This window comes from Flavobacterium sp. DW-iso2 (assembly GCF_058725285.1).
This window is the reverse complement of the sequence record NZ_JBZXDY010000028.1, coordinates 34,565-56,113: the sequence shown is the minus strand read 5'-3', so window position 1 is coordinate 56,113 and position 21,549 is coordinate 34,565. Positions and strand designations below refer to the sequence as shown.

17 protein-coding genes are annotated in these 21,549 nt (G+C 33.3%); 12 read left to right on the top strand and 5 right to left on the bottom strand.

Annotation, left to right across the window (positions count from 1 at the left end; translation table 11 throughout):
• From AC4PRO_RS15760 to AC4PRO_RS15740, 5 genes are all read left to right on the top strand, one after another.
• On the top strand, nt 1–1,326 hold a 1,326-nt coding region (locus AC4PRO_RS15760; protein WP_492118048.1), incomplete at its 5' end, for a DUF7507 domain-containing protein.
• Between the two features lie 121 nt (nt 1,327–1,447).
• The gene (locus AC4PRO_RS15755) at nt 1,448–2,356 is read left to right on the top strand and encodes a PorP/SprF family type IX secretion system membrane protein (RefSeq protein ID WP_492118047.1); all 909 of its coding nucleotides are present in this window, start codon (nt 1,448–1,450) and stop codon (nt 2,354–2,356) included.
• Nucleotides 2,357–2,364: 8 nt separating this feature from the next.
• Complete coding sequence (locus AC4PRO_RS15750; protein WP_492118046.1) at nt 2,365–3,300, top strand: tetratricopeptide repeat protein; 936 nt, start codon at nt 2,365–2,367, stop codon at nt 3,298–3,300.
• A gap of 14 nt (nt 3,301–3,314) precedes the next feature.
• Nucleotides 3,315–3,683 (top strand): hypothetical protein, encoded by a 369-nt coding sequence (locus AC4PRO_RS15745; protein ID WP_492118045.1) that lies wholly within the window; start codon nt 3,315–3,317, stop codon nt 3,681–3,683.
• 44 nt (nt 3,684–3,727) lie between these two features.
• The gene (locus tag AC4PRO_RS15740) at nt 3,728–5,665 is read left to right on the top strand and encodes an OmpA family protein (protein ID WP_492118044.1); all 1,938 of its coding nucleotides are present in this window, start codon (nt 3,728–3,730) and stop codon (nt 5,663–5,665) included.
• A gap of 730 nt (nt 5,666–6,395) precedes the next feature.
• Here AC4PRO_RS15740 and AC4PRO_RS15735 read toward each other — a convergent pair.
• The 3 genes from AC4PRO_RS15735 to AC4PRO_RS15725 form a co-directional block, all read right to left on the bottom strand.
• Nucleotides 6,396–7,106 (bottom strand): DUF3307 domain-containing protein, encoded by a 711-nt coding sequence (locus AC4PRO_RS15735; protein WP_074724627.1) that lies wholly within the window; start codon nt 7,104–7,106, stop codon nt 6,396–6,398.
• Complete coding sequence (locus AC4PRO_RS15730; protein WP_492118043.1) at nt 7,100–7,705, bottom strand: transcriptional regulator; 606 nt, start codon at nt 7,703–7,705, stop codon at nt 7,100–7,102. Before AC4PRO_RS15730 ends, AC4PRO_RS15735 begins: the two co-directional genes overlap by 7 nt.
• A 161-nt stretch (nt 7,706–7,866) precedes the next feature.
• Complete coding sequence (locus AC4PRO_RS15725) at nt 7,867–9,582, bottom strand: serine hydrolase (RefSeq protein ID WP_492118042.1); 1,716 nt, start codon at nt 9,580–9,582, stop codon at nt 7,867–7,869.
• Between the two features lie 180 nt (nt 9,583–9,762).
• Between AC4PRO_RS15725 and recG the strand changes: the two genes are divergently transcribed.
• The 7 genes from recG (at nt 9,763) to AC4PRO_RS15690 (ending at nt 20,069) form a co-directional block, all read left to right on the top strand.
• Nucleotides 9,763–11,868 carry an ATP-dependent DNA helicase RecG gene (gene recG / locus AC4PRO_RS15720; protein WP_492118041.1) on the top strand — a complete coding sequence of 702 codons (2,106 nt, stop codon included), beginning with the start codon at nt 9,763–9,765 and terminating at the stop codon, nt 11,866–11,868.
• A 120-nt stretch (nt 11,869–11,988) separates the two neighbouring features.
• Nucleotides 11,989–13,041 carry an efflux RND transporter periplasmic adaptor subunit gene (locus AC4PRO_RS15715; protein ID WP_074724623.1) on the top strand — a complete coding sequence of 351 codons (1,053 nt, stop codon included), beginning with the start codon at nt 11,989–11,991 and terminating at the stop codon, nt 13,039–13,041.
• Between the two features lie 70 nt (nt 13,042–13,111).
• Entirely contained in the window at nt 13,112–16,207 is a 3,096-nt protein-coding gene (locus tag AC4PRO_RS15710) for an efflux RND transporter permease subunit (protein WP_074724622.1), read from the top strand.
• Entirely contained in the window at nt 16,188–17,522 is a 1,335-nt protein-coding gene (locus tag AC4PRO_RS15705; RefSeq protein WP_492118040.1) for a TolC family protein, read from the top strand. The genes AC4PRO_RS15710 and AC4PRO_RS15705 overlap by 20 nt, the downstream gene beginning before the upstream one ends.
• A 29-nt stretch (nt 17,523–17,551) precedes the next feature.
• The gene (locus AC4PRO_RS15700; protein WP_074724621.1) at nt 17,552–18,409 is read left to right on the top strand and encodes a bestrophin family protein; all 858 of its coding nucleotides are present in this window, start codon (nt 17,552–17,554) and stop codon (nt 18,407–18,409) included.
• A 258-nt stretch (nt 18,410–18,667) separates the two neighbouring features.
• The gene (locus AC4PRO_RS15695) at nt 18,668–18,910 is read left to right on the top strand and encodes a DUF1059 domain-containing protein (protein ID WP_074724620.1); all 243 of its coding nucleotides are present in this window, start codon (nt 18,668–18,670) and stop codon (nt 18,908–18,910) included.
• Nucleotides 18,911–19,151: 241 nt separating this feature from the next.
• Complete coding sequence (locus AC4PRO_RS15690; RefSeq protein ID WP_492118039.1) at nt 19,152–20,069, top strand: AraC family transcriptional regulator; 918 nt, start codon at nt 19,152–19,154, stop codon at nt 20,067–20,069.
• 1 nt (nt 20,070) lies between these two features.
• Here AC4PRO_RS15690 and AC4PRO_RS15685 read toward each other — a convergent pair whose 3' ends face one another.
• Together AC4PRO_RS15685 and adhP are read right to left on the bottom strand one after the other, a co-directional pair.
• Nucleotides 20,071–20,445, bottom strand: coding sequence for a DUF779 domain-containing protein (locus AC4PRO_RS15685; RefSeq protein WP_492118038.1), 375 nt, complete (start codon nt 20,443–20,445; stop codon nt 20,071–20,073).
• Between the two features lie 67 nt (nt 20,446–20,512).
• Nucleotides 20,513–21,547 carry an alcohol dehydrogenase AdhP gene (gene adhP / locus AC4PRO_RS15680; RefSeq protein WP_074724617.1) on the bottom strand — a complete coding sequence of 345 codons (1,035 nt, stop codon included), beginning with the start codon at nt 21,545–21,547 and terminating at the stop codon, nt 20,513–20,515.
• Between the last annotated feature and the right edge of the window lie 2 nt (nt 21,548–21,549).

Sequence of the window (21,549 nt, the reverse complement as noted above, 5' to 3'; positions counted from 1 at the left end):
AGTTTAAGTAATGTAATCGTTGCTGATCCTCTTTCAAATTTATCGACTATCGCCCTGATAAGTGGTGACGCGAATAGTAACGACATTTTAGAGGTTAAAGAAACTTGGATCTATACTGCAACCTATTCAGTAACTCAAGCCGATATTGACACTGGTAACATAACCAATCAAGCTTCTGTTAATGGTACTGCTCCAGACACTACTGTAGTTACTGACCAATCTGGTGACTCAACAGAGAACGATAATCCAAATGTAATATCTATTTGTACAAATGATGGTATAGCTATCACTAAAGATGGAACTTATGTTGATACTAACAAAGATGGAATTACAAATGTGGGAGATCAAATAACATATAGTTTTGTGGTAACAAATACAGGTAATTTAACTCTTACAAATGTAATCATTACTGATAACAACGTAGTGATTATTGGTAATCCTATAACCTTATTGGCTGGTACTAGTAATAGTAGTGCATTTACTGCTACGTATGTGATTACTCAAAGCGATATTGATAAAGGATATGTGTATAATATTGCCATTACTACTGGAACACCTCCAGTTGGCAATCCTGTAACAGATTCTTCAACAGATCCAACTCCATGTACATCTTGTCCAATTGACCCTACATGTCCGGATTGCACAATAACACCTTTAGCACAAACACCGAACCTTAAAGTAGAGAAAAATGCTGCTCTTGATGCTAATTATAGTTTTGTGGGAGATGTTATCAATTATACAATCCAAGTAACAAACAATGGTAATTTAATACTACATCAAATCATTATAAAAGACCCTTTGACTGGATTAGATATTACTATTCCAAGTTTAATTCCTGGAGCTTTCCAAGTATTTAATGTAAGCTATACAGTAACTAAAAATGACTTAGAAGTGGGCTCTGTAACCAACATAGCTACTGCAAGCGGGTTGACACCACAAGATGAACCTGTTAATGCATCAGATACTGAAGTAGTAGATAAATCAATTGTTCTTGGTTGTGGAAATATTGTAGTCCATAATGCTTTCTCACCTAATGGCGACGGTATAAATGAAGTTTTTGTTATTGACAATATTGACGATACTATTTGCTATCCAGATAATACTGTTGAAATATATAATCGTTGGGGAGTATTAGTTTTTGAAACTAGAAACTACAGTAATACTAGTAATAATTTCAAAGGCATTTCTACAGGTAGAACAACAATAAGCCAATCATCAGGATTACCTTCAGGAGTCTATTTCTATATACTTAAATACACCTCAGTTGATGGAGTTGGAGACACTCAAGTCAATCAAAAAGACGGGTATTTATACTTAACTAAATAAAATTAATAAAATAGATTTAAACCTTGTTCCTCATTAATAGAGAAAAAATAAATTTTTCAATATAACCTGCCGAACTACAAATAATGGGTTCGAAAGATAATTTATCTAATAAACACCTACTATGAAAACAATTATATTCACTTTCGTTTTAATGTTTACAACAATTGTAAGTTTAGCGCAACAAGATGCTCAATTCACACAATATATGTATAACACTGTTAATGTTAATCCTGCTTATGCAGGTTCTAGAGGCGCTTTAAGTATATTTGCATTGCATCGAACACAATGGGTTGGATTAAATGGTGCGCCAATTACTAACGCCGTATCAGTAAATACGCCTTTAAGTGAAAGTCGTATAGGATTAGGTCTGACTGTCATAAATGATAAAATTGGACCTACACAAGAAAACACAATTTCAGGTGATTTTTCATACAGCATACCAACATCTGAAAATGTTTTGTTATCATTTGGTATAAAAGCTACAGCAAACTTATTTGATTTAGATGTGTCTAAATTAAACCCAGTTAATGATGATCCTACTTTACGTGATTATAATAATAAATTTTCACCTAATTTTGGGGCAGGTGTTTATTTACACTCAGACAAAGCATATGTCGGTTTGTCCGTACCTAACTTTATTGAAACCAATAGATACGACGATAATGAAGTCGCCATATTTAAAGAAAAAATTAATTATTATTTAATCGCTGGATATGTTTTTGACTTAAATAATTCAATAAAATTTAAACCCGCGTTTCTTACTAAACTAGTTGAAGGAGCTCCTTTACAAGTAGATGTCTCGGGAAGTTTAATGTTCAATGATAAATTGACAGTTGGCCTTTCTTATCGATGGAGCGCCGCTGTGAGTGCAATGGTTGGCTTCCAAATTTCTCAAGCTTTATATGTTGGCTATGGCTATGACTTAGAAACCACAAGATTAGACAACTACAACTCTGGATCTCATGAAATATTTTTAAGATTCGATTTGTTTAAAAACAATGAAAAAATGACAATACAACGATTTTTTTAAAATGAAGTATGAAACATAAAGTTCAAATATTTATAATTTTATTTAATTTATTAACCCCTAGCATTTATTCACAAAAGAATATGCTGGTGGCGGTAGGGCAAACAGATATCGGTACTAATCCTAAAATTAATACAGCTGAAACACCTATAAAAATAAGAATAATAAAATCATATCATGTAGTAGAAAATATAAATTCGGTATTTGGCGGACATAAAACAACGTATACTGTATCTCAACTTAGCATGGTAAATAAATATGATTTGGGACCAAATAACACAAGAGTTGTGACTCCGATTTATGTAGAAATTTATGTCACTTCCCAATATTTGAAGAAATTAGAAACAGACTCCATTAATTCAAACTTAAAAAAATCAGGTATATCCGTAAAAAGTGAAAAAATAAATAAAGTGGCTATTTCACCGGAAATACAAAGCATACAAAAAAATCAATTATCAATTAAAAATTCAGACATAAATATACCCTCAAAAAAGGTAGTATTCAATAAGTCAGAATTAGTAAAAAAAAAGAGTGCAGCGTCTATTGAAAATAGTAACATAGGAATTTTAAATTCATCTGATTCCTCGATTAAAAATACTATCGAAGAATCACAAATTTTGAGCTCTAATAAAAATAGTCTTAAAACTTCAATTAACTTAAAGAGAACTAATGGAACTGCATATGTAGATTTGATAAAAACATATGAAAGAATAGCTATAAAAGGATATCGAACTGAAGATATGTTAAAGAAAATAGCTAATGCTTTCTTTTATGATGGTGAATTCGAAAAGTCAGCAAAATGGTTTGAAGAGCTATTTAAATTGAATACTAATTTAGAGCCTGAGTATTATTATAGATATTCTAAATCATTATCCGCTATTAATGAAAATGCAAAAGCAGATCAAATAATGCAACTTTTTAAAGAGAAGCAAAAATTAAATCAATAAATAAATGAGGAACTATGAAAAATAATATACTTGCATTTATACTAATTTTATGTGCTATTTCGCATGCTATTCATTCTCAGAAAACATCTGAATCTAATACAAATCAAAATAGTTATGAGAATATTGATATAATAAAAACATATGGCAGGGTGTCTGATAAAGGATATGTATCCATAGATATGTTAAAAAAGCTAGGGAATGCTTCTTTTTTTAACTCTAATTTAGTAGATGCAGCTAAGTGGTACGATAAGCTATTTTCACTTACTACTGATTTTGAAACTGTATACTATTATCGTTATGCACAATCTTTAAAAGCGGTAGGTAATACTCTAAAAGCGGAGAAGATGATGACAATATTCATAGAAAAATCAAAAATAAATTAATAGAAAAAATGAGAATTCATTGATTCATTATAAAAACAATTATTATGAAAAATAATTTACTTTTATACATCGCGATTATAAGTGTTTTTTCAATAAACATTTATTCGCAAAAAGCTAGAATAGCCAAAGCTGAAGAAAAATACGACAACTATGCATATATAGATGCTATCAAAACATACGAAAAACTTGCCAATAAAGGGTATAAGTCGCCTGAAATGTTTAAAAAATTGGGTAACGCATATTACTTTAATGCAAAACTTGAAGATGCTTCTAAATGGTATAAAGAGCTATTTAATCTAACTACTGATATAGAGCCAGAATATTATTATCGATATTCTCAAACATTAAAATCCATCGGTGAAAATAAAAAAGCAGATGAAATTATGATGCAGTTTAATGCTTTTTCAAATAATGATGATAGAGCTATACTTTTCATGAAAAACAAGAACTATTTATCACAAATAAAAGCAAATTCTGGAAGGTATAATATAGCACCAACCATTATAAGCACTCCATATTCAGATTATGGAGCAGCTATTTATTTAGACAAATTAGTGTATGCATCGGCAAAGGATACTGGCGGTCTGCAACAAAGAAAACACTCCTGGAACAATCAATATTTCTCTGATTTATACACTGCTGAATTAGGTACTGATATGTCCTTAGGTAAAATAGCTAAATTTGATAAATCAGTAAATACTAGATTTCATGAATCCAGCGCCGCTTTTACCAAAGATGGAAAAACGATGTACTTTACTCGTAATAATTTCAACAATGGTAAAAAAGGCTTCGATGGTAACGACATCACTCTTGTAAAAATCTATAAGGCGAATTTTGAAAACAATAAATGGGTAAATATAACTGAGCTTCCGTTCAATAGTGATAATTACAGCACTGCACATCCGGCACTAAGTAAAGATGAAAAAACATTATATTTTGCGTCAGATATGCCTGGAACGATTGGTTTGTCAGATTTATTTAAAGTAGAAATAAATCAGGATAGCAGTTTTGGTACGCCTATCAATCTGGGAAATCCAATAAATACAGCTGGAAGAGAGACCTTTCCTTATATAAGTGCAGACAACGAACTTTACTTTGCTTCAAATGGCCATCCAGGTCTTGGAGGACTCGATGTATTTGTATCTAAATTAAATGCTGAAGGAAGCTTTACTAAGGTTCAAAATTTAGGTGCTGACATTAATTCACCTATGGATGATTTTGGCTATATAATTGATTCGCAATCAAGACTAGGATTTTTTAGTTCGAATAAAAACGGTGGACAAGGCTTCGATGATATCTATAGTTTTCTCGAAACAAAGAGATTACTTTGTGAACAAGAACTCTACGGAAAAGTAACAGATAGTGTTTCTCATGAAATACTTCCAGACACAAAAATTACAGTCTTTGATAATATGTTTAATCTATTAGGAACAACACTTTCAGATAAAGAAGGAAACCATAGTTTTATGGTAGATTGCGGCAAAGATCTTTATGTGAGAGCTGAAAAAATAGATTATACCACTAAAGAAGAAAAAATAGTAACATTGGATGAAAATGGAAAAACGGAACTAAATATAGAATTGAAAAAACAAATATGTAAAGTGGCCGTGGGAGATGATTTAGGGCTGTGTTTTGGCATAAAAATGATTTACTTTGATTTTGATAAATCAGACATACACATGAAAGCTGCCATTGATTTAGAAAAAATACTAGATGTATTACTAGAATACCCAGCGATGAAATTGGATATCCGTTCTCATACTGATAGTAGAGGATCAACAAAATACAATGAAGCTTTATCAGATAGACGAGCAAAATCAACCATTGGTTGGTTAGTAAAAAATGGAGTGGACAAAAAACGTTTAACAGCTAAAGGATATGGCGAATCTAAACTCATAAACAAATGTACTGATGGAATCGAATGTACTGAGGAAGAGCATCAACTAAATAGACGTAGCGAATTTATTATTACAGAGTTATAAAAAAAACACCCCGGATATCAATTAATATTCGGGGTGTTTCAAACTAAACAAACGTAATTATATTTTATTAAAAATGTTGCTATACTATTGTTTTCCCATTACAGGATTTTTTTTAAAACTTGTGCTATGCGCATAACTTATGCTTTTAATAGTACTTCAAGAGCTTTAGAACTTTAAGGTAAATAGAAAATTACTAAAATAGTAGCATGATATAAATCTGCATTCTTAATTCAGTAGTTTAACTTTAAAGTAGATTGTGGAGCAAACTTCTTTAATTTTATATCCTGTATCTATTCTAATTATTTTTAAACATACGTGTATTTTTGATAAATCACCAAAAATAATCGACGAAATACATTTTTTTGTTTAAAACGTATTATTTAACTTGCTTTCACTTCGATTAAAAAAGAAAAAATCATAAGAATTTGTTTTCTAGCGTAATACGTTAATTAAATAAAGTAGAACAATTTTATTGGTCTCAAATAGAGTTTAAAACGATGCACTTTTAGTGCATCTCGCTTTAGCTTCTAAAAATTTTATTACCGCAGATTCATAGATTTTAAAATATTTGAAATTTGAATAATTTGCGAATCTGCGGTGAAAATTTGCAATCCAACTTTGCAGACTTTTAGTCTGCCCAACCAAATCTATAGACTTTCAGTCCATCGTGGTTTAGTTTGAACTATAATAAAAAAAACGAAGTCAGGAGACTTCAGAAAACTAGGTCACTTTACACAATATATTTATAAACCATCGCACACAAAATACCGAGTCCAAAACTCAATAAAGTTCCTATCAAGATGTATTCAGTAAGTTTTACATCTTTAGATTCTTTAAGATCTCCAAACCTAAAAATGGATTTAGCTGCCAATAAAAACCCGATACCTTCCCAAAAATTAATTACCACAAAAAAGAAAATAAACAAGCGCTCCAGAATCCCGATGTATTTTCCAGCATTATTAGTGTCGTCGTTATTGTTTTTAGTGATTTGATTACTCCATTTAGACAGCATTATTTTTAACACTATTGCACTCACATAAGTCACCGTGACTAATGCTGTTAGTAGTGCTAGACTTTTAGCCGAATATACTACTTCAAAATCAATTTCATACGGGTAATAATAACGCACCACGGCAGCAATCACAGCTAAATGTAATAATTGGTCTGTGAAGAACCAGATTTTTGTCGTTTTCTTTTTTTCGAAATATAATTTGGCGCAATCAATGGCAAAATGACTAGTAACAATTACAATCACCGCAAAAAAGTATTCGGTATTAAATTTTGTAATCAAAAGCAAGAGTATAAAATGCACTAGCAGATGAAGATACAGGTATTTTGATTTAATTTTACATTTCTTTTTATCCTTGATCCAAGAAGTGGGCTGCAATAAAAAGTCACCTATTAAATGAGCTAAAACAAGCATTAAAGATAGTTCTACCATTGTTTTTTAATTTGTTGTTTATAATACTCAATCACATTTTTTAATTCCTCATACCCTGCTCTATTTAGGGATGCACTAATCGAACTTTGGCTTTTTCTGTTTAAAGCAAGTGCCAGTTCCTTTTGATTACTACTTGGATTTTCTAATGCTTTTTTTATAATTTCGGCTGATGTCGTCGTCCAATTATCAGCAAATAAAACAACTAATTGTAAAATAATCGTGAAGGCATCGTCAAATTCAGACCAAGGCGTTTGTATTCCCAAAGTCTGTTTTTTTAATCCTTCAAAACATTCCCCTGAGTTTACAAAAGCAGCACCATTCGATTCTGTTACCTTATTGGCAGTATAATCGACAGTACCTACTCCTATTGCCATTCGGACATCTAGTGCTTTGTGTTGTTTAATGGTGGCCTTAATTAATAAGGCGATTTCTAGCACATCAATAGGATTCACTAGCAACTGAAAACTGTCGCCCCTATAGATTTCCCAGTCCTTCGGTTCGTTGCCGTGAGCGTTCAAAATATCCTTTAAGTCCTCCATCCATAGTGCCGAAGCTACTTTTCTCGAGTTAATAATATCACCAGTGATTACTGCCTTCATATCTCTAAATTTTAAGCAAGATACTAAAAATATCGTTAAATATGACGATATTTTATATTATCGTTAAATAAAGCGATAATTAATAAAATCGGCGATTAAGACGATAATAATTATATCGATTCAATGTAACGACACAGATTACAAATGGCATAAATACCATTTTACTCCACTTTTTTAGCTACCATATCTTTTCCCATATTTAATGTCAAGCTATCAACAATCCCTTTTTCGTCTTTGTTAAATGTAAATTGGGCAGTGACTATTTTACTATAAAATCTATTTTCACTCATTGGAATCACAGTGGTTAGGCGTTCACCTGTTCCCTGAATATGAAGTATTCCATTTTCTTCGGTTACGGTAAAAGAATAATTTTCATTTAGCTGATACCTTCCTATATAGGTTTTAAGAACGACTGGCGCCACTTTCACTTCTATAATCAACTCCGTTGTCGCAACGCCTAATTTTTTTAATGCTCCTACCGCATTTGCATTATTAGGATTTAAAGCCACTGATTTTTTATAATTCTCAATAGCATTGACCGTGTCTTTTTGCAATAGATAAATTTCGCCAAGACTGTCATACACATTCGAGGAATTTGGATTTAGTTCCAAATTGAATTTGAAAATGGAGAACGCATCTGCTAATTTTTTTTCGTTCAGGTATTTGTACCCCAATTCGTTAATAGCGGCATCGTCCATCGCAAACTGAATTGGATTCGCTTTTATTGATTTACTAGCAATAGCAATCGCGTCGTTTACAGAATTAGTTTGCAATGCTTTTTGTAATTCTGAAAGAACAGTAATCTTGGGCGTTTTATAGGGTTTAGAAGCTAAGATGTTTTCAATAGCTACATTTATTTCGTCCTTTAAAACCGCATTTCCAGCATTTGTAAGCCATATATAGGTATTTTTTTTAGCTAAATCTCTAAAGATAAAATTACGATAACCAAAATCACTTCCTGAATGATTTACGGATTCTTTTTCTGGAGTTAGAAACCATCCAAATCCGTAATTAGATACGGAACCATCATTTAAAACTATAGGCGTAAATGCTTCGGCAATTGTTCTCTTAGAAACTAATTTATCAGTGTATAACGCTTGATCCCACAAAAATAGATCATCAACGTTTGAAAATATACTTGTAGATCCCGTGTGTGAAACTTGATAATCATCGAGTTCACCAATAACAGAATAACCAAGCGCTCGATTTTTTAAATTGATTTTTGGAGTATCACCAACCAAAGTGTTTTTCATTTTTAAAGGTCTAAAAACATTTTCTTTCAAAAAATCTGCTAAGGACATTCCCGAAACTTTTTCTATAATTAAAGCCAACATAACGTAACCGGCATTGTTGTACACATATCTCTCCCCGATATTAGAATCTAGCGACTTTCTCTCTTCAATTATTTTTAAGATTTCCGTATTCGACAGATTGTATTCAGTAGCGAATGACTCGTATTTAGGCATTCCTGAAATGTTATTGAGTAAATCTCGTACCGTAATATCCTTTCCGTAGGCAGGAAATTCTGGAAAAAACGTAGTAATCTTGTCATCATAGGAAAGTAGTTTCCTTTCTTTTAATATCATAATTCCCATGCCCGTAAATTGCTTAGAAACGGAGGCTAAATCAAAACAGAAATCTGGTGTTAATTGTTGTTTTGTTTCTTTATTGGCATAGCCAAAAGCTTTGCGATAAATCACTTTCCCGTTTTCAGCAACTAAAACGGTTCCATTGAATACGCCACTAGCATGTGCTTGGTTCATTAACTTATCCAATTCTGCTGCTTTGTTTTGCGCAACAATACTTGTTGTTGTCAATTGAATTAGGACACTTAAAAAAAGTACTTTTACTAAAGAATATCTTATGATTTTTTTCATTCAATGATTTGTATAAATTATTTTTTGAAACAGAATCATCAAATATATTCTTTTTTCTTACATGCTTTTCAGTCCTTCTGATTTCTTAAATTCCAAACAAAAAACTATCTTCGCTTCTTTAAGAAAACAAGTTTGAATTTTGAATAATCATCTTGGAATTTTAAACTTGGAAAACCCTACATGAGCAACCTCCTACTTACTCCTATCGAATATTTAAAAGGCGTTGGCCCTAATCGGGGCGAATTGCTGCGTAAGGAACTGGGTATTCATAAATACAAGGATTTAATCAATTTATACCCAAACCGGTACATTGACCGAACGCGTTATTACAAAATCAACGAGTTGCAAAACAATGTCGCCGAGGTACAAATAATTGGTAAAATCGTCAATATCAAAACCGTCGAATTTGCCAAAGGCAGAAAACGCCTCGTCGCTACTTTTGTAGACGATACAGGCCAGATGGAATTGGTATGGTTTCAGGGACAAAAATGGGTTCGAGAATCGCTGAAACTAAACGAAATCAGCGTAATATTTGGTAAATGCACTTCGTTTAACGGCGCCTACAATATGGCACATCCCGAAATTGAAGCGATGAGCGAGCACGAACAAAGTTTGCGTTCTGCAATGCAACCCGTTTATCCATCGACGGAAACCCTAAGCAATCGCGGAATTTCAAATCGAGTGGTTAATAAATTAATGCAACAACTGTTTCTAGAAACTCAAGCCTTATTTACCGAAACCTTACCAGAATATCTAATTCAGGAATTACAACTTATTTCTAAAAAAGCGGCTCTATTCAACATTCATTTTCCTAAAAGCGCAGAAGCTTTGGCGAAAGCCCAATTCCGATTAAAATTTGAAGAATTATTCTTTATCCAGTTGCAATTAATTACCAAAAATCTAGTTCAAAAACATAAAATAAAGGGACATCCATTTATTAAAGTGGGTGATATTTTTAATGATTTCTACCAAAATCATCTGCCTTTTCAACTAACTGGAGCACAAAAAAGAGTAATCAAGGAAATCAGAACAGACATGGGAAGCAACGCCCAAATGAATCGTTTATTACAAGGAGATGTGGGGTCTGGAAAAACGATTGTGGCTTTTATGAGCATGCTGCTGGCGCTTGATAATGGCTTTCAGGCTTGCTTGATGGCTCCAACAGAAATATTAGCAAATCAACACTTTATTGGATTGTCAGAATTAGCTGAAAAGCTAAATCTGAATATAAAATTACTCACAGGATCGAGTAAAACTGCCGCTAGAAGAATCATTCACGAAGAACTAGAAAACGGAAGTTTACAAATATTGATTGGTACACATGCCTTATTAGAAGACAAAGTGAAATTTCAAAATTTAGGCTTAGCAGTAATTGATGAGCAACACCGTTTTGGGGTAGAGCAGCGTTCTAAATTGTGGAAGAAAAACGAAATTCCGCCACACATTTTGGTAATGACCGCCACTCCTATTCCGCGAACACTCGCGATGAGTTTATATGGTGACTTGGACATCTCTGTTATTGACGAATTACCTCCAGGACGAAAACCCATTCAAACCGTACATCGCTTTGACAGTAACCGTCTGAAAGTGTGGAAATTTATTCGATATGAAATCGCATTAGGCCGACAAATATATATTGTCTATCCGCTGATTCAAGAATCAGAAAAAATGGATTTCAAAGATTTAATGGACGGTTATGAAAGTATTTCTCGTGACTTTCCTTTGCCAGATTATTCCATTTCTATTTTGCATGGAAAGATGAAGCCTGCCGATAAAGATGCTGAAATGAAACGCTTTTCAGATGGAAAAACTAATATTATGGTTGCTACAACCGTTATTGAAGTGGGAGTAAATGTTCCTAATGCTTCGGTAATGATTATCGAAAGTGCAGAGCGTTTCGGACTTTCGCAACTACATCAATTGCGCGGTCGTGTAGGCCGTGGAGCTGATCAAAGTTATTGCATCCTGATGACAAGCCACAAATTAAGTTCTGACAGTAAAACCCGAATGCAAACCATGGTTCAAACAAATGATGGGTTCGAAATTGCTGAAGTTGATTTAAAACTTCGCGGTCCCGGAAACCTGATGGGAACCCAGCAAAGTGGAGTACTCAATCTTCAAATTGCCGATATTGTTCGCGACAAGGATATTTTGGCTCTAGCCAGAGAAAAAGCTATAAAAATCCTTACTGCTGATGCGGCTTTGCAAAAACCAGAACATGCTACTTTAAGAAGTGTTTATATTGAGTTGACTAAAAAGAAAAATATCTGGAATTATATTAGCTAAGGATTAAACCTTATTACTTTTTGAAAGTCTAACCGTTGTATAAATAGCCCAATTTTAAAGACTACCTTTGTCTACCAAATAGACAAATATACTTTATAACAATACCCTCCCCTAAAAATTATGAAAATAAAATACCTTATTTACACCCTACTGATCGTCGGTTTTGGCGCTTTCGTAACCTATAGAATTATAGATAATCAAAGTAAAAAAAACGAATCCAAAGACGGAATGAATGTAGCCTTGAATGTTAGTGGCATAATTGCTAAAACGCAAACCTTCGATAATACTCTATCCCTTTCTGGGTCAGTAGAAGCAAATGAAGAAGTTGAAATTAGAAGTGAAGTTTCTGGAATCGTCGAAGGAATTTATTTTAAAGAAGGAAGTACTGTTTCTAAAGGACAGGTACTTTTTAAAGTGAACGATCTTGAGTTAAGAGCACAATTAAGACAAGCCAACACAAAAGAAGGATTAGCAGCTGAAAATGAACGTAGGGCTAAACTATTACTGCAAAAGGAAGCGATAAGTCAAGAAGAATATGATGTCGCAAGGGCTGATTATAAATTAGCTCAGTCCCAAGGTCAATTGATAAAGGTTCAAATTGCAAAAACTTCAATAAGAGCTCCCTTTTCTGGTAAAATTGGTTTGCGTTCTATTTCGACTGGTACCTACATCACTCCCATGATTTTAGTTGCAAAATTAGTAAACATTGGAAAGTTAAAAATTACTTTTTCGGTTCCTGAGAAATATGCGAGTCAAATAAAAACCGATACCGATTTAAATTTTACCGTTTCTGGCTCCAAAGAAAAATTTATTGCCAAAATATATGCGATAGAACCTACCGTTGAAATTGCCACAAGAACATTACAAATTCGCGCAATTGCTGAAAATAAAGACAGAAAACTATTTCCTGGGACTTATGCTAATGTAGAATTGCCATTAGATATTATAACAAATGCCATTTTAGTTCCTACTGAAGCCATTATTCCCGTACAAAACGGAAAAAAAGTTTTAATTTCTAATAGCGGCAAAGTTAAAGAAGTCAATGTTGAAACAGCTACTCGAACCGATGCTTCAATTTTAATATTGTCAGGTGTTAAACCAGGTGATACAATTTTGACCACTGGTGTTATGTCCTTAAAACAAGATGATCTTGTAAAAGTAAAAATTAAATAGTCTTGAGATTTCAGATTCTAAGTCCTTACAAAAAAATCTAAAATCAACGATTTAAAATAAAAAAATTTAAATGAGTTTATCCACTACTAGTATTAAAAGACCGGTATTTACTATCGTAATTAACTTAGCGATAGTTATATTTGGACTACTTGGCTATAGTTATTTGGGTGTTCGAGAATTTCCTTCTATCGACCCTGCACAAGTCTCAATTCGCACCAATTATACTGGTGCAAATTCAGACATCATTGAATCCCAGATTACAGAACCCCTTGAAAAAGCGATTAATTCCATTGATGGTATTCGAAATGTGACTTCATCAAGTATACAAGGAAGTAGTAATATTACTATTGAATTTAATTTAGATAAAGATCTTGAAGCGGCAGCAAATGATGTTCGAGATAAAGTTTCTCAAGCAGCAAGAAATTTACCAGAAGACATTGACTCACCCCCAGTCGTTTCTAAGGCTGATGCCGATGGTCAGGCAATTATATCAATGACGATTCAAAGTGATAGCAGAAACACATTAGAATTAAGTGATTATGCCGAAAATGTAATCGCACAACGATTTGAAACCATTCCTGGTGTTAGTGGAGTTCAAATATGGGGAGATAAGAAATATGCTATGCGTTTATGGATTGATCCAATAAAATTAGCCTCTTATGGTTGCACAGTTTCAGAAGTGCGAGCCGCAATGAACCAACAAAATGTAGAATTACCCTCGGGAAAACTAACAGGCGCAAATACAGAGTTAACTGTAAAAACTGCAGGAAATCTGTCAACTGCCGAAGAATTTAACAACATTATTATCCGTTCTGACGGAGAAAAAACTGTTCGTTTAAGCGATATTGGATATGCTAAACTTGGTCCTGCCAATATTGAAAGCAAGTTGAGTCAATCTGGTCTTCCTCTAGTTGCGGTAGCAATCGTACCGTTACCTGGAGCTAATTATCTCGATATTTCAAAATCATTTTACAAAGAATACGAGTCTCTAAAAAAAGATTTGCCTAAAGATATTAAACTGAATATTGTTATTGACAGTACTATTTTTGTAAAAAAATCAGTAGTTGAAGTGGCCGAAACGCTAGCCATTTCTATTTTTCTAGTAATTCTAATTATTTATTTATTTTTTAGAGATTGGGCGATCGCCTTCAGACCCCTAATTGATATTCCCGTTTCGCTTATCGCCACCTTCTTTATCATGTGGCTATTTGGATATTCAATAAATGTTTTGACATTATTAGCTATCGTTTTAGCTACAGGATTAGTAGTAGATGATGGAATTGTAGTTACGGAGAATATTTTCAAAAAAGTAGAAGAGGGAATGTCGCCAATCGAGGCTGCAATTAAAGGTTCCAATGAAATATTTTTTGCTGTAATTTCTATTTCGATAACTTTAGCTGCCGTTTTCTTACCCGTAATTTTTCTCGAAGGTTTTGTAGGCCGTCTTTTTAGGGAATTTGGAGTCGTCATAGGTGCAGCTGTATTAATTTCAGCTTTTGTTTCATTAACGCTAACGCCAATGCTGAATGCCTATTTAATGAAAGGAGGAAAGCAGAAGAAATCAAAATTTTATATTTATTCAGAACCTTTTTATCAAAATTTAAATAGTAGTTATGCTAGTGCTTTATCTCGTTTCATGAAGAAAAAATGGCTCAGTTTCCCTATTTTAATAGCTTGTTTTGGATTAATTTATTTATTTTTTGGTTTATTAAAGAAAGAAACGGCTCCTTATGATGATCGAAGTGCTTTAAGTATGAATATAACCGCACCCGAAGGATCGTCTTATGAGTACACGGACAGGTTCATGCAAGAAATTTCAAGGTTGATTGATGATTCTATTCCTGAAAAAAAAGTAGCATTAATTATTACGTCTCCAGGTTGGGGATCCTCTTCTGTTAATAGTGGTCGAGTTAGAATAGCTTTAACTGAACCAAATGAAAGAGAGCGATCTCAAAGTGAAATAGCTGATAAACTAACCCAATGGACGAAAGGTTTTCCTGAAGCGAAAACATCGGTGACAGAACAACCTACTATTTCTGTAAACAGACGTGGTGGATTACCTATTCAATACATTATTCAAGCGACAACCTTTGACAAATTACAGGAGAAAATTCCATTATTTATGGATGCGGCGGCAAAGGATCCTACATTTTCAATAACTGATGTTAATTTAAAATTTAACAAACCAGAAATTAGTGTCTCAATCGATCGGGAAAAAGCAGAAAGCTTAGGAATATCTGTAATTGATATTGCCCAAACACTACAGTTATCATTAAGTGGACAACGTTTTGGCTATTTTATGCGAAAAGGAAAACAATATGAAGTAATAGGGCAATTTGAAGAACAAGATCGTTCTAAACCATTGGATTTAACATCAATGTTTGTCAAAAACAATAAAGGGGAATTAATACAAATGGATAATGTTGTTACGACTGAGGAGGAAAGTAATCCTCCACAATTGTACCACAATAATCGATACATGTCGGCAACCGTTTCAGCAGGTCTTGCTCCCGGCAAAAGTATAAGTGATGGAATTGAAGCAATGAATCAAATAAAAGCGAAAGTTTTAGACGAAAGTTTTACCACTGATTTAGGTGGAGAGTCAAGAGATTTTGTGGAAAGTAGTTCTAACACTGCTTTTGCATTTGGCTTAGCATTATTACTGATATTTTTAATCTTAGCAGCTCAATTCGAAAGTTTTATCGATCCAATGATTATCATTTTAACTGTTCCAATGGCAGTAGCTGGTGCATTATTTTCGTTGTGGCTTTTCGATCAATCTTGGAATATTTTTAGCCAAATTGGAACCGTAATGCTTATTGGTTTGGTAACTAAAAACGGAATTTTAATTATTGAATTTGCTAACCAGCTTCGAGAGCAAGGCAAACCAAAATTAGAAGCTATATTAGAAGCCTCAGAAGCAAGATTGCGACCTATTTTAATGACGAGTTTAGCTATTTCACTTGGTGCGCTACCTATTGCTTTGTCACTTGGAGAAGCTTCAACAAGTAGAATGGGAATGGGAGTTGTAATCGTTGGCGGAACTATTTTCTCCTTAGTTTTGACCTTATTTGTAATTCCGGCCATCTATTTGATGTGGTCCAGAACCAAAAAACATTATCCAGAATTTGATCACATTGAAGAATATGAAAATGAAAGTAAATAAAATGAAGAATTACAAAGTTCTAGTACAAAGTCTAATTTTATTTTTATTATGCATTGTGAAAACAAATGCTCAGGAATTGCTAACGCTTGAAAATGCGGTAAAAATCACATTGGAAAACAATTTTCAAATAAAAATATCTAACAATAATTTAGATATTAACAAAACAAATGTAGCCATTGGAAATGCTGGTATGTTACCAACTTTAACGGGTTCGCTTCTTGACAATAACAGCATTCAAAATAGTTCACAAACCCGTCAAGATGGAGTTCAAACTACATTAAATAATGCTAAAAACACTAGTTTGACTTATGGGGTTGGATTAGACTGGACTATTTTTGATGGACTGAGAATGTTCGCCCGATTGGATCAGTTAAAAGAATTGCAAAAACTAGGTGAAGCACAGTTAAAACTAATTTTAATTACAAATATTAGCGATGTAAATACCCAGTATTATGATTTAGTACAACAGCAGCAGCAATTAGCGGCATTAGATACCACACTGATTATTTCAAATCAGCGATTAACTTTGGCAAAGAACAGATTTACCATTGGGAAAGCATCGAAGTTGGAGGTTTTAAACGCACAAGTAGATTTGAATACTGATCAAGTAACTTTGCTAAGACAAAAAGAATTATACGCAAACAGTAAGATTTTATTAAATCAACTATTAGCCAGAGATGTAACTACAGATTTTAAAGTAATTGATGTCCTAAAAGTCGATGAAATGCTATTGCTTGACGAACTTACCATATTAGCAAAAAAACAAAATCCACAGCTAGAAACTCAAATCATCAATAAAAGAGCCGCCGAATTAGAATTGAAACAAATCAAGGCGGCACGTTATCCGACAGTGCGAGTAAATACTTCCTATAATTTTTCTAAAAGTCAGTCAAGTCTTGGCTTTCTATCACAATCGCAATCTAAAGGATTTAATTATGGTTTTGCGGCTTCTCTAAATTTGTTTGATGGTTTTTCACAAAATAGAAATGAAAAAATTGCTAAAATTCAAATTGAGAATACGAAGCTGAATATAGAACAACTTAATCTAGCGTTAAATTCGCAATTATCCACTTCCTACCAAACTTATTTGACAAATCTAGAATTGATTGAACTCGAAGAAAAAAATGAGGCTATTGCCAAACAAAATCTAGATATTACTTTAGATAAATTCCATATTGGAACGATAACTACACTAGAGTTTAGAACCGCACAATTGAATTATGTAAATGCTACAGTACGTTATAGCAATGCTCAATTTCAGGCAAAGTTGTCAGAAATTGCTTTACGAGAATTAGCGGGGAATATTAATTTTTAAAATACATTTGTAGAAATACTTTATACTAGATGATTTCATACAACCCAAAAAATTGGATAACTTTTATTTTTCGTTTTCACAAAGCCGATACTTTACGCCAACTATTTCCGATGATGATTTTTATAGGGATATACTCAGCTGGAATTGCGTATCTCGAAATTGAATATTGGAATTTACCAGAAAGCAGTCATGTGAAAAATATTTCTATCATGCATGGAATGTTGGGTTTTGTGATCTCTTTATTACTTGTTTTCAGAACCAATACTGCTTACGATCGCTGGTGGGAAGGACGAAAAATCTGGGGTAGTTTAGTAAACAATAGTCGGAATCTCACAATCAAATTATCGGTAATGCTTAGTGATGAAAGTGATCGCGCTTTTTTCAGAAAAATTATTCCTAGCTATGCCTCTATTTTAAACAAACATTTAAAAAATGAAGAAACAAGCAAGCAGCTTTTTGACGATGTTATCATCGAGCATCATAATCACAGACCTAATCAGGTGGCAAAGATTATATTTCAAAAAATAAATGACTTGTATACCAGCAAAAAAATAACTGGAGACCAACTCATAATACTCAATCATGAAGTACAATCCTTTACTGATATTTGTGGTGCCTGTGAACGCATTAAAAACACACCTATTCCCTATTCTTATAGTGCTTTTATCAATAAATTTATTTTCTTTTACGTACTAACTTTGCCTTTTGGATATGTTTTTAATTTAGGCTATTATGTAATTCCCGTAGTTGTATTTATCTTTTATGTTCTGGCTAGTTTAGAATTGATTGCAGAAGAAATTGAAGATCCATTTGGAAATGACGCGAATGACCTTCCTACAAAAAAAATAGCCGAAAATATCAAAAGACATGTTGAGGAATTGCTGTAAAATTTCCTAGTTAATCTATTTTACTTTTGTGACTAATTGGAACTTTTGATATAATATTTTGAGTAAAAAAGCCCTCTTTTAAACTTATAAAAACTATAATTCTTAGACACTTTTTTGCTAAAACCCGCTAATTTGTTGTTTAATTCCTTTATATTTACAATAATACACTGTTTAATGACTAAAATACGTCTTTAAATTTGCATTAAATTAAATATCATCTCTCGCTATTTAGTTCTCTATTAATTAAAACCAACAATTATGAAAACAATGACTTGTAAACAGCTTGGAGGAGCATGTGAAGCAAAATTCCATGCCAATACTTTTGAGGAAATAGCTGAATTGAGTAAAAACCACGCTTTAGAAATGATTGAAAAAAAAGATGATGCACATAAAACAGCACTGAGAGAAATGCAAGAGTTAATGCATTTTCCAGAAGGTATGAATGCATGGTACGAAAACAAAAGAAAAACATTTGAATCCTTGCCAACATCTGAAAACTAATAAATCCTTAATTGCCATAAAGATTTATGCAAAAAAATGGCTGCCTAATTTAATTTGTAAATTTGTGGTGCGATTTGCAATTACTTTTAAAAGAACTTGCTACAGCCAGCAAAATCTTTGAATTTAAGCTTTGTACAATGACATTCATCAGATTAAAATTGTATCCTTTTTAACAAAGTAAGCTTTAGATAATTCGTTTATTTTCATTAAGTTTATAACTCTTTCTTTATAAACTAATTTTATGAACCGGAACTACATCAATCCTCCTAATTTATCGAGTGAAAAATCGTTAAAAACCTTAGTTGAAAATAGAACGGTTTACAATTTGAATCATTGTGAATTAAATCTGTTTGAAACTTACAAAGAATCACAATTAGTGCCTTTGAAATTTAATGATTTGGTTGTAACCAGTATGTTGCGTGGGAAAAAAGTAATGCATCTTTTTGATGAACCAAGTTTTGAATACTTGCCTGGTGAAACTGTAGTAATTCCGTCTAATGTAGAAATGAAAATTGACTTCCCGGAAGCCACAAAAAATAATCCTACCCAATGTCTGGCTTTGGCGATAGACCAGCAAAAAATAAATGAAACCTTGCATTTTTTAAATGATCGTTATCCTAAGGAAGGTAACAGTCAATTTTGGCATTTAAACTACCAAAACTACTATTTCTACAACAATGTAGAATTAGCCACAACCATCAATAAATTGATAAAAGAATGCATGAGCACTTCTGTTACCAAGGATGTATTGGCTGATTTGACGTTACAAGAATTACTCATAAGAATTGTACAAACTCAAACTGCTAAATCTATCGAGGACGGACTTTATACTGATCCTAATAGTCCGATAACTCAAGTATTGGAATACATTAGAGTAAATATCCGAGAAAACATAAGTCTTAAAAACTTGAGTGAGAAAGCTTGCATGAGTACAACCTCTTTTTATCGTTTTTTCAAGAGAGAATTAGGCATGACGCCAATAGAATTTGTTATTAGAGAAAAAATAAAATGTGCAAAGCAGTTATTGAAAAATCCGGCAATTCAAATTAATGAAGTTTGTCATTTATCTGGTTTTGAAGACAGTAATTACTTCATTCGTTTATTTAAAAAGCACGAAGGTATTACGCCAAAACAATATCAGTTGTTGTACGTGAATTAGATTATTCTATATATTTTAGTGGTTCAAGTGATTGTTCTTCCTCTGGTGTAAAAATCCTGTATTCAATTCGGAATGTCTTCTTTAATGGCGTTTCCAAAGAAAATCCACCCACGCCAAAAGCATCAATTACATCTAAAGTAAAATGCGTATGTTTCCAATATTCGAATAAGTCCTTGTCTACCCAAAATTCAGTGTTTTCCACCAAACCAATGCAAACATCACCCAATCTTTGATAGAAGCCGCCTTTTTCAAAACATTGTGGCTGCGTTCCTTCACAGCATCCTCCAGCCTGATAAAACATCAAGTCGCCGTGTTTTTCCTGTAATATTTTTATTAATTCAATTGCTTTATCGGTTGCATCTATTCTTCTTGTCATCTTTTGTTCGTGATTGATAAAGCAGAAAACACGCGTAAACGCCTATTTTCTGCTTTAATAATTTTAATTATGGTTTTGCAATTTCGAGTACTACCCTTCCTTCGATCTGTCCCTTTTTCATTTTTTCAAAAACATCATTTACATCTTCTAATTTTGCCGATGTGACAGTTGCTTTTACTTTTCCTTCGACCGCAAATTGTATGGCTTCTTGTAAATCTTTTCGAGTACCTACAATAGAACCACGAATTGTAATTCTATTTAATACTGTATCAAAAATCGATAAATCAAAATTACCAGGAGGAAGTCCGTTCAACGCCATCGTTCCTTTTCTTCTCAGGGTTTCCAATCCTTGTTTAAAAGCGATTGGAGAAACGGCCGTAATTAACGCTCCGTGCATTCCGCCAACTTCTTTTTTAAGAAATTCTCCAGGATTTTGATTCTTAGCATTTACGACTAAGTCGGCACCCAATTTCTTTGCTAATTCTAACTTATCATCTGCAATATCAATAGCAGCTACATGCATTCCCATCGCTTTTGCATATTGCACGGCAACGTGCCCTAAACCTCCAATTCCCGAAATAGCCACCCATTCTCCTGGTTTTACTTCAGTTTCTTTTAATCCTTTATACACAGTCACACCAGCACAAAGTATTGGGGCCATTTCCATAAAATTGACATTCGACGGTAAGCGTCCTACATACCTCGCATCAGCAATTACATATTCGGCAAAACTACCATCAACACTATAACCCCCATTTTGCTGGGTATCACATAGCGTTTCCCAACCTGTGATACATTGGTCACAACCACCACAAGCACTATATAGCCATGGCACCCCAACAGCATCTCCTTCCTTTACATTCTTAACATCTGGCCCTACTGCTACAACATACCCTACCCCTTCATGACCAGGAATTAGTGGCATTTTTGGTTTTACGGGCCAATCTCCTTGAATAGCGTGTAGGTCAGTGTGACAAACTCCGCTTGCAATTACTTTTACTAAAATTTCATTGCGACCAGGACGTTTAACCTCTACTTCTTCAATCTTTAGAAGCGATCCGAATTCCCTAATCACTGCAGCCTTCATTGTTTTTGGTAACATAA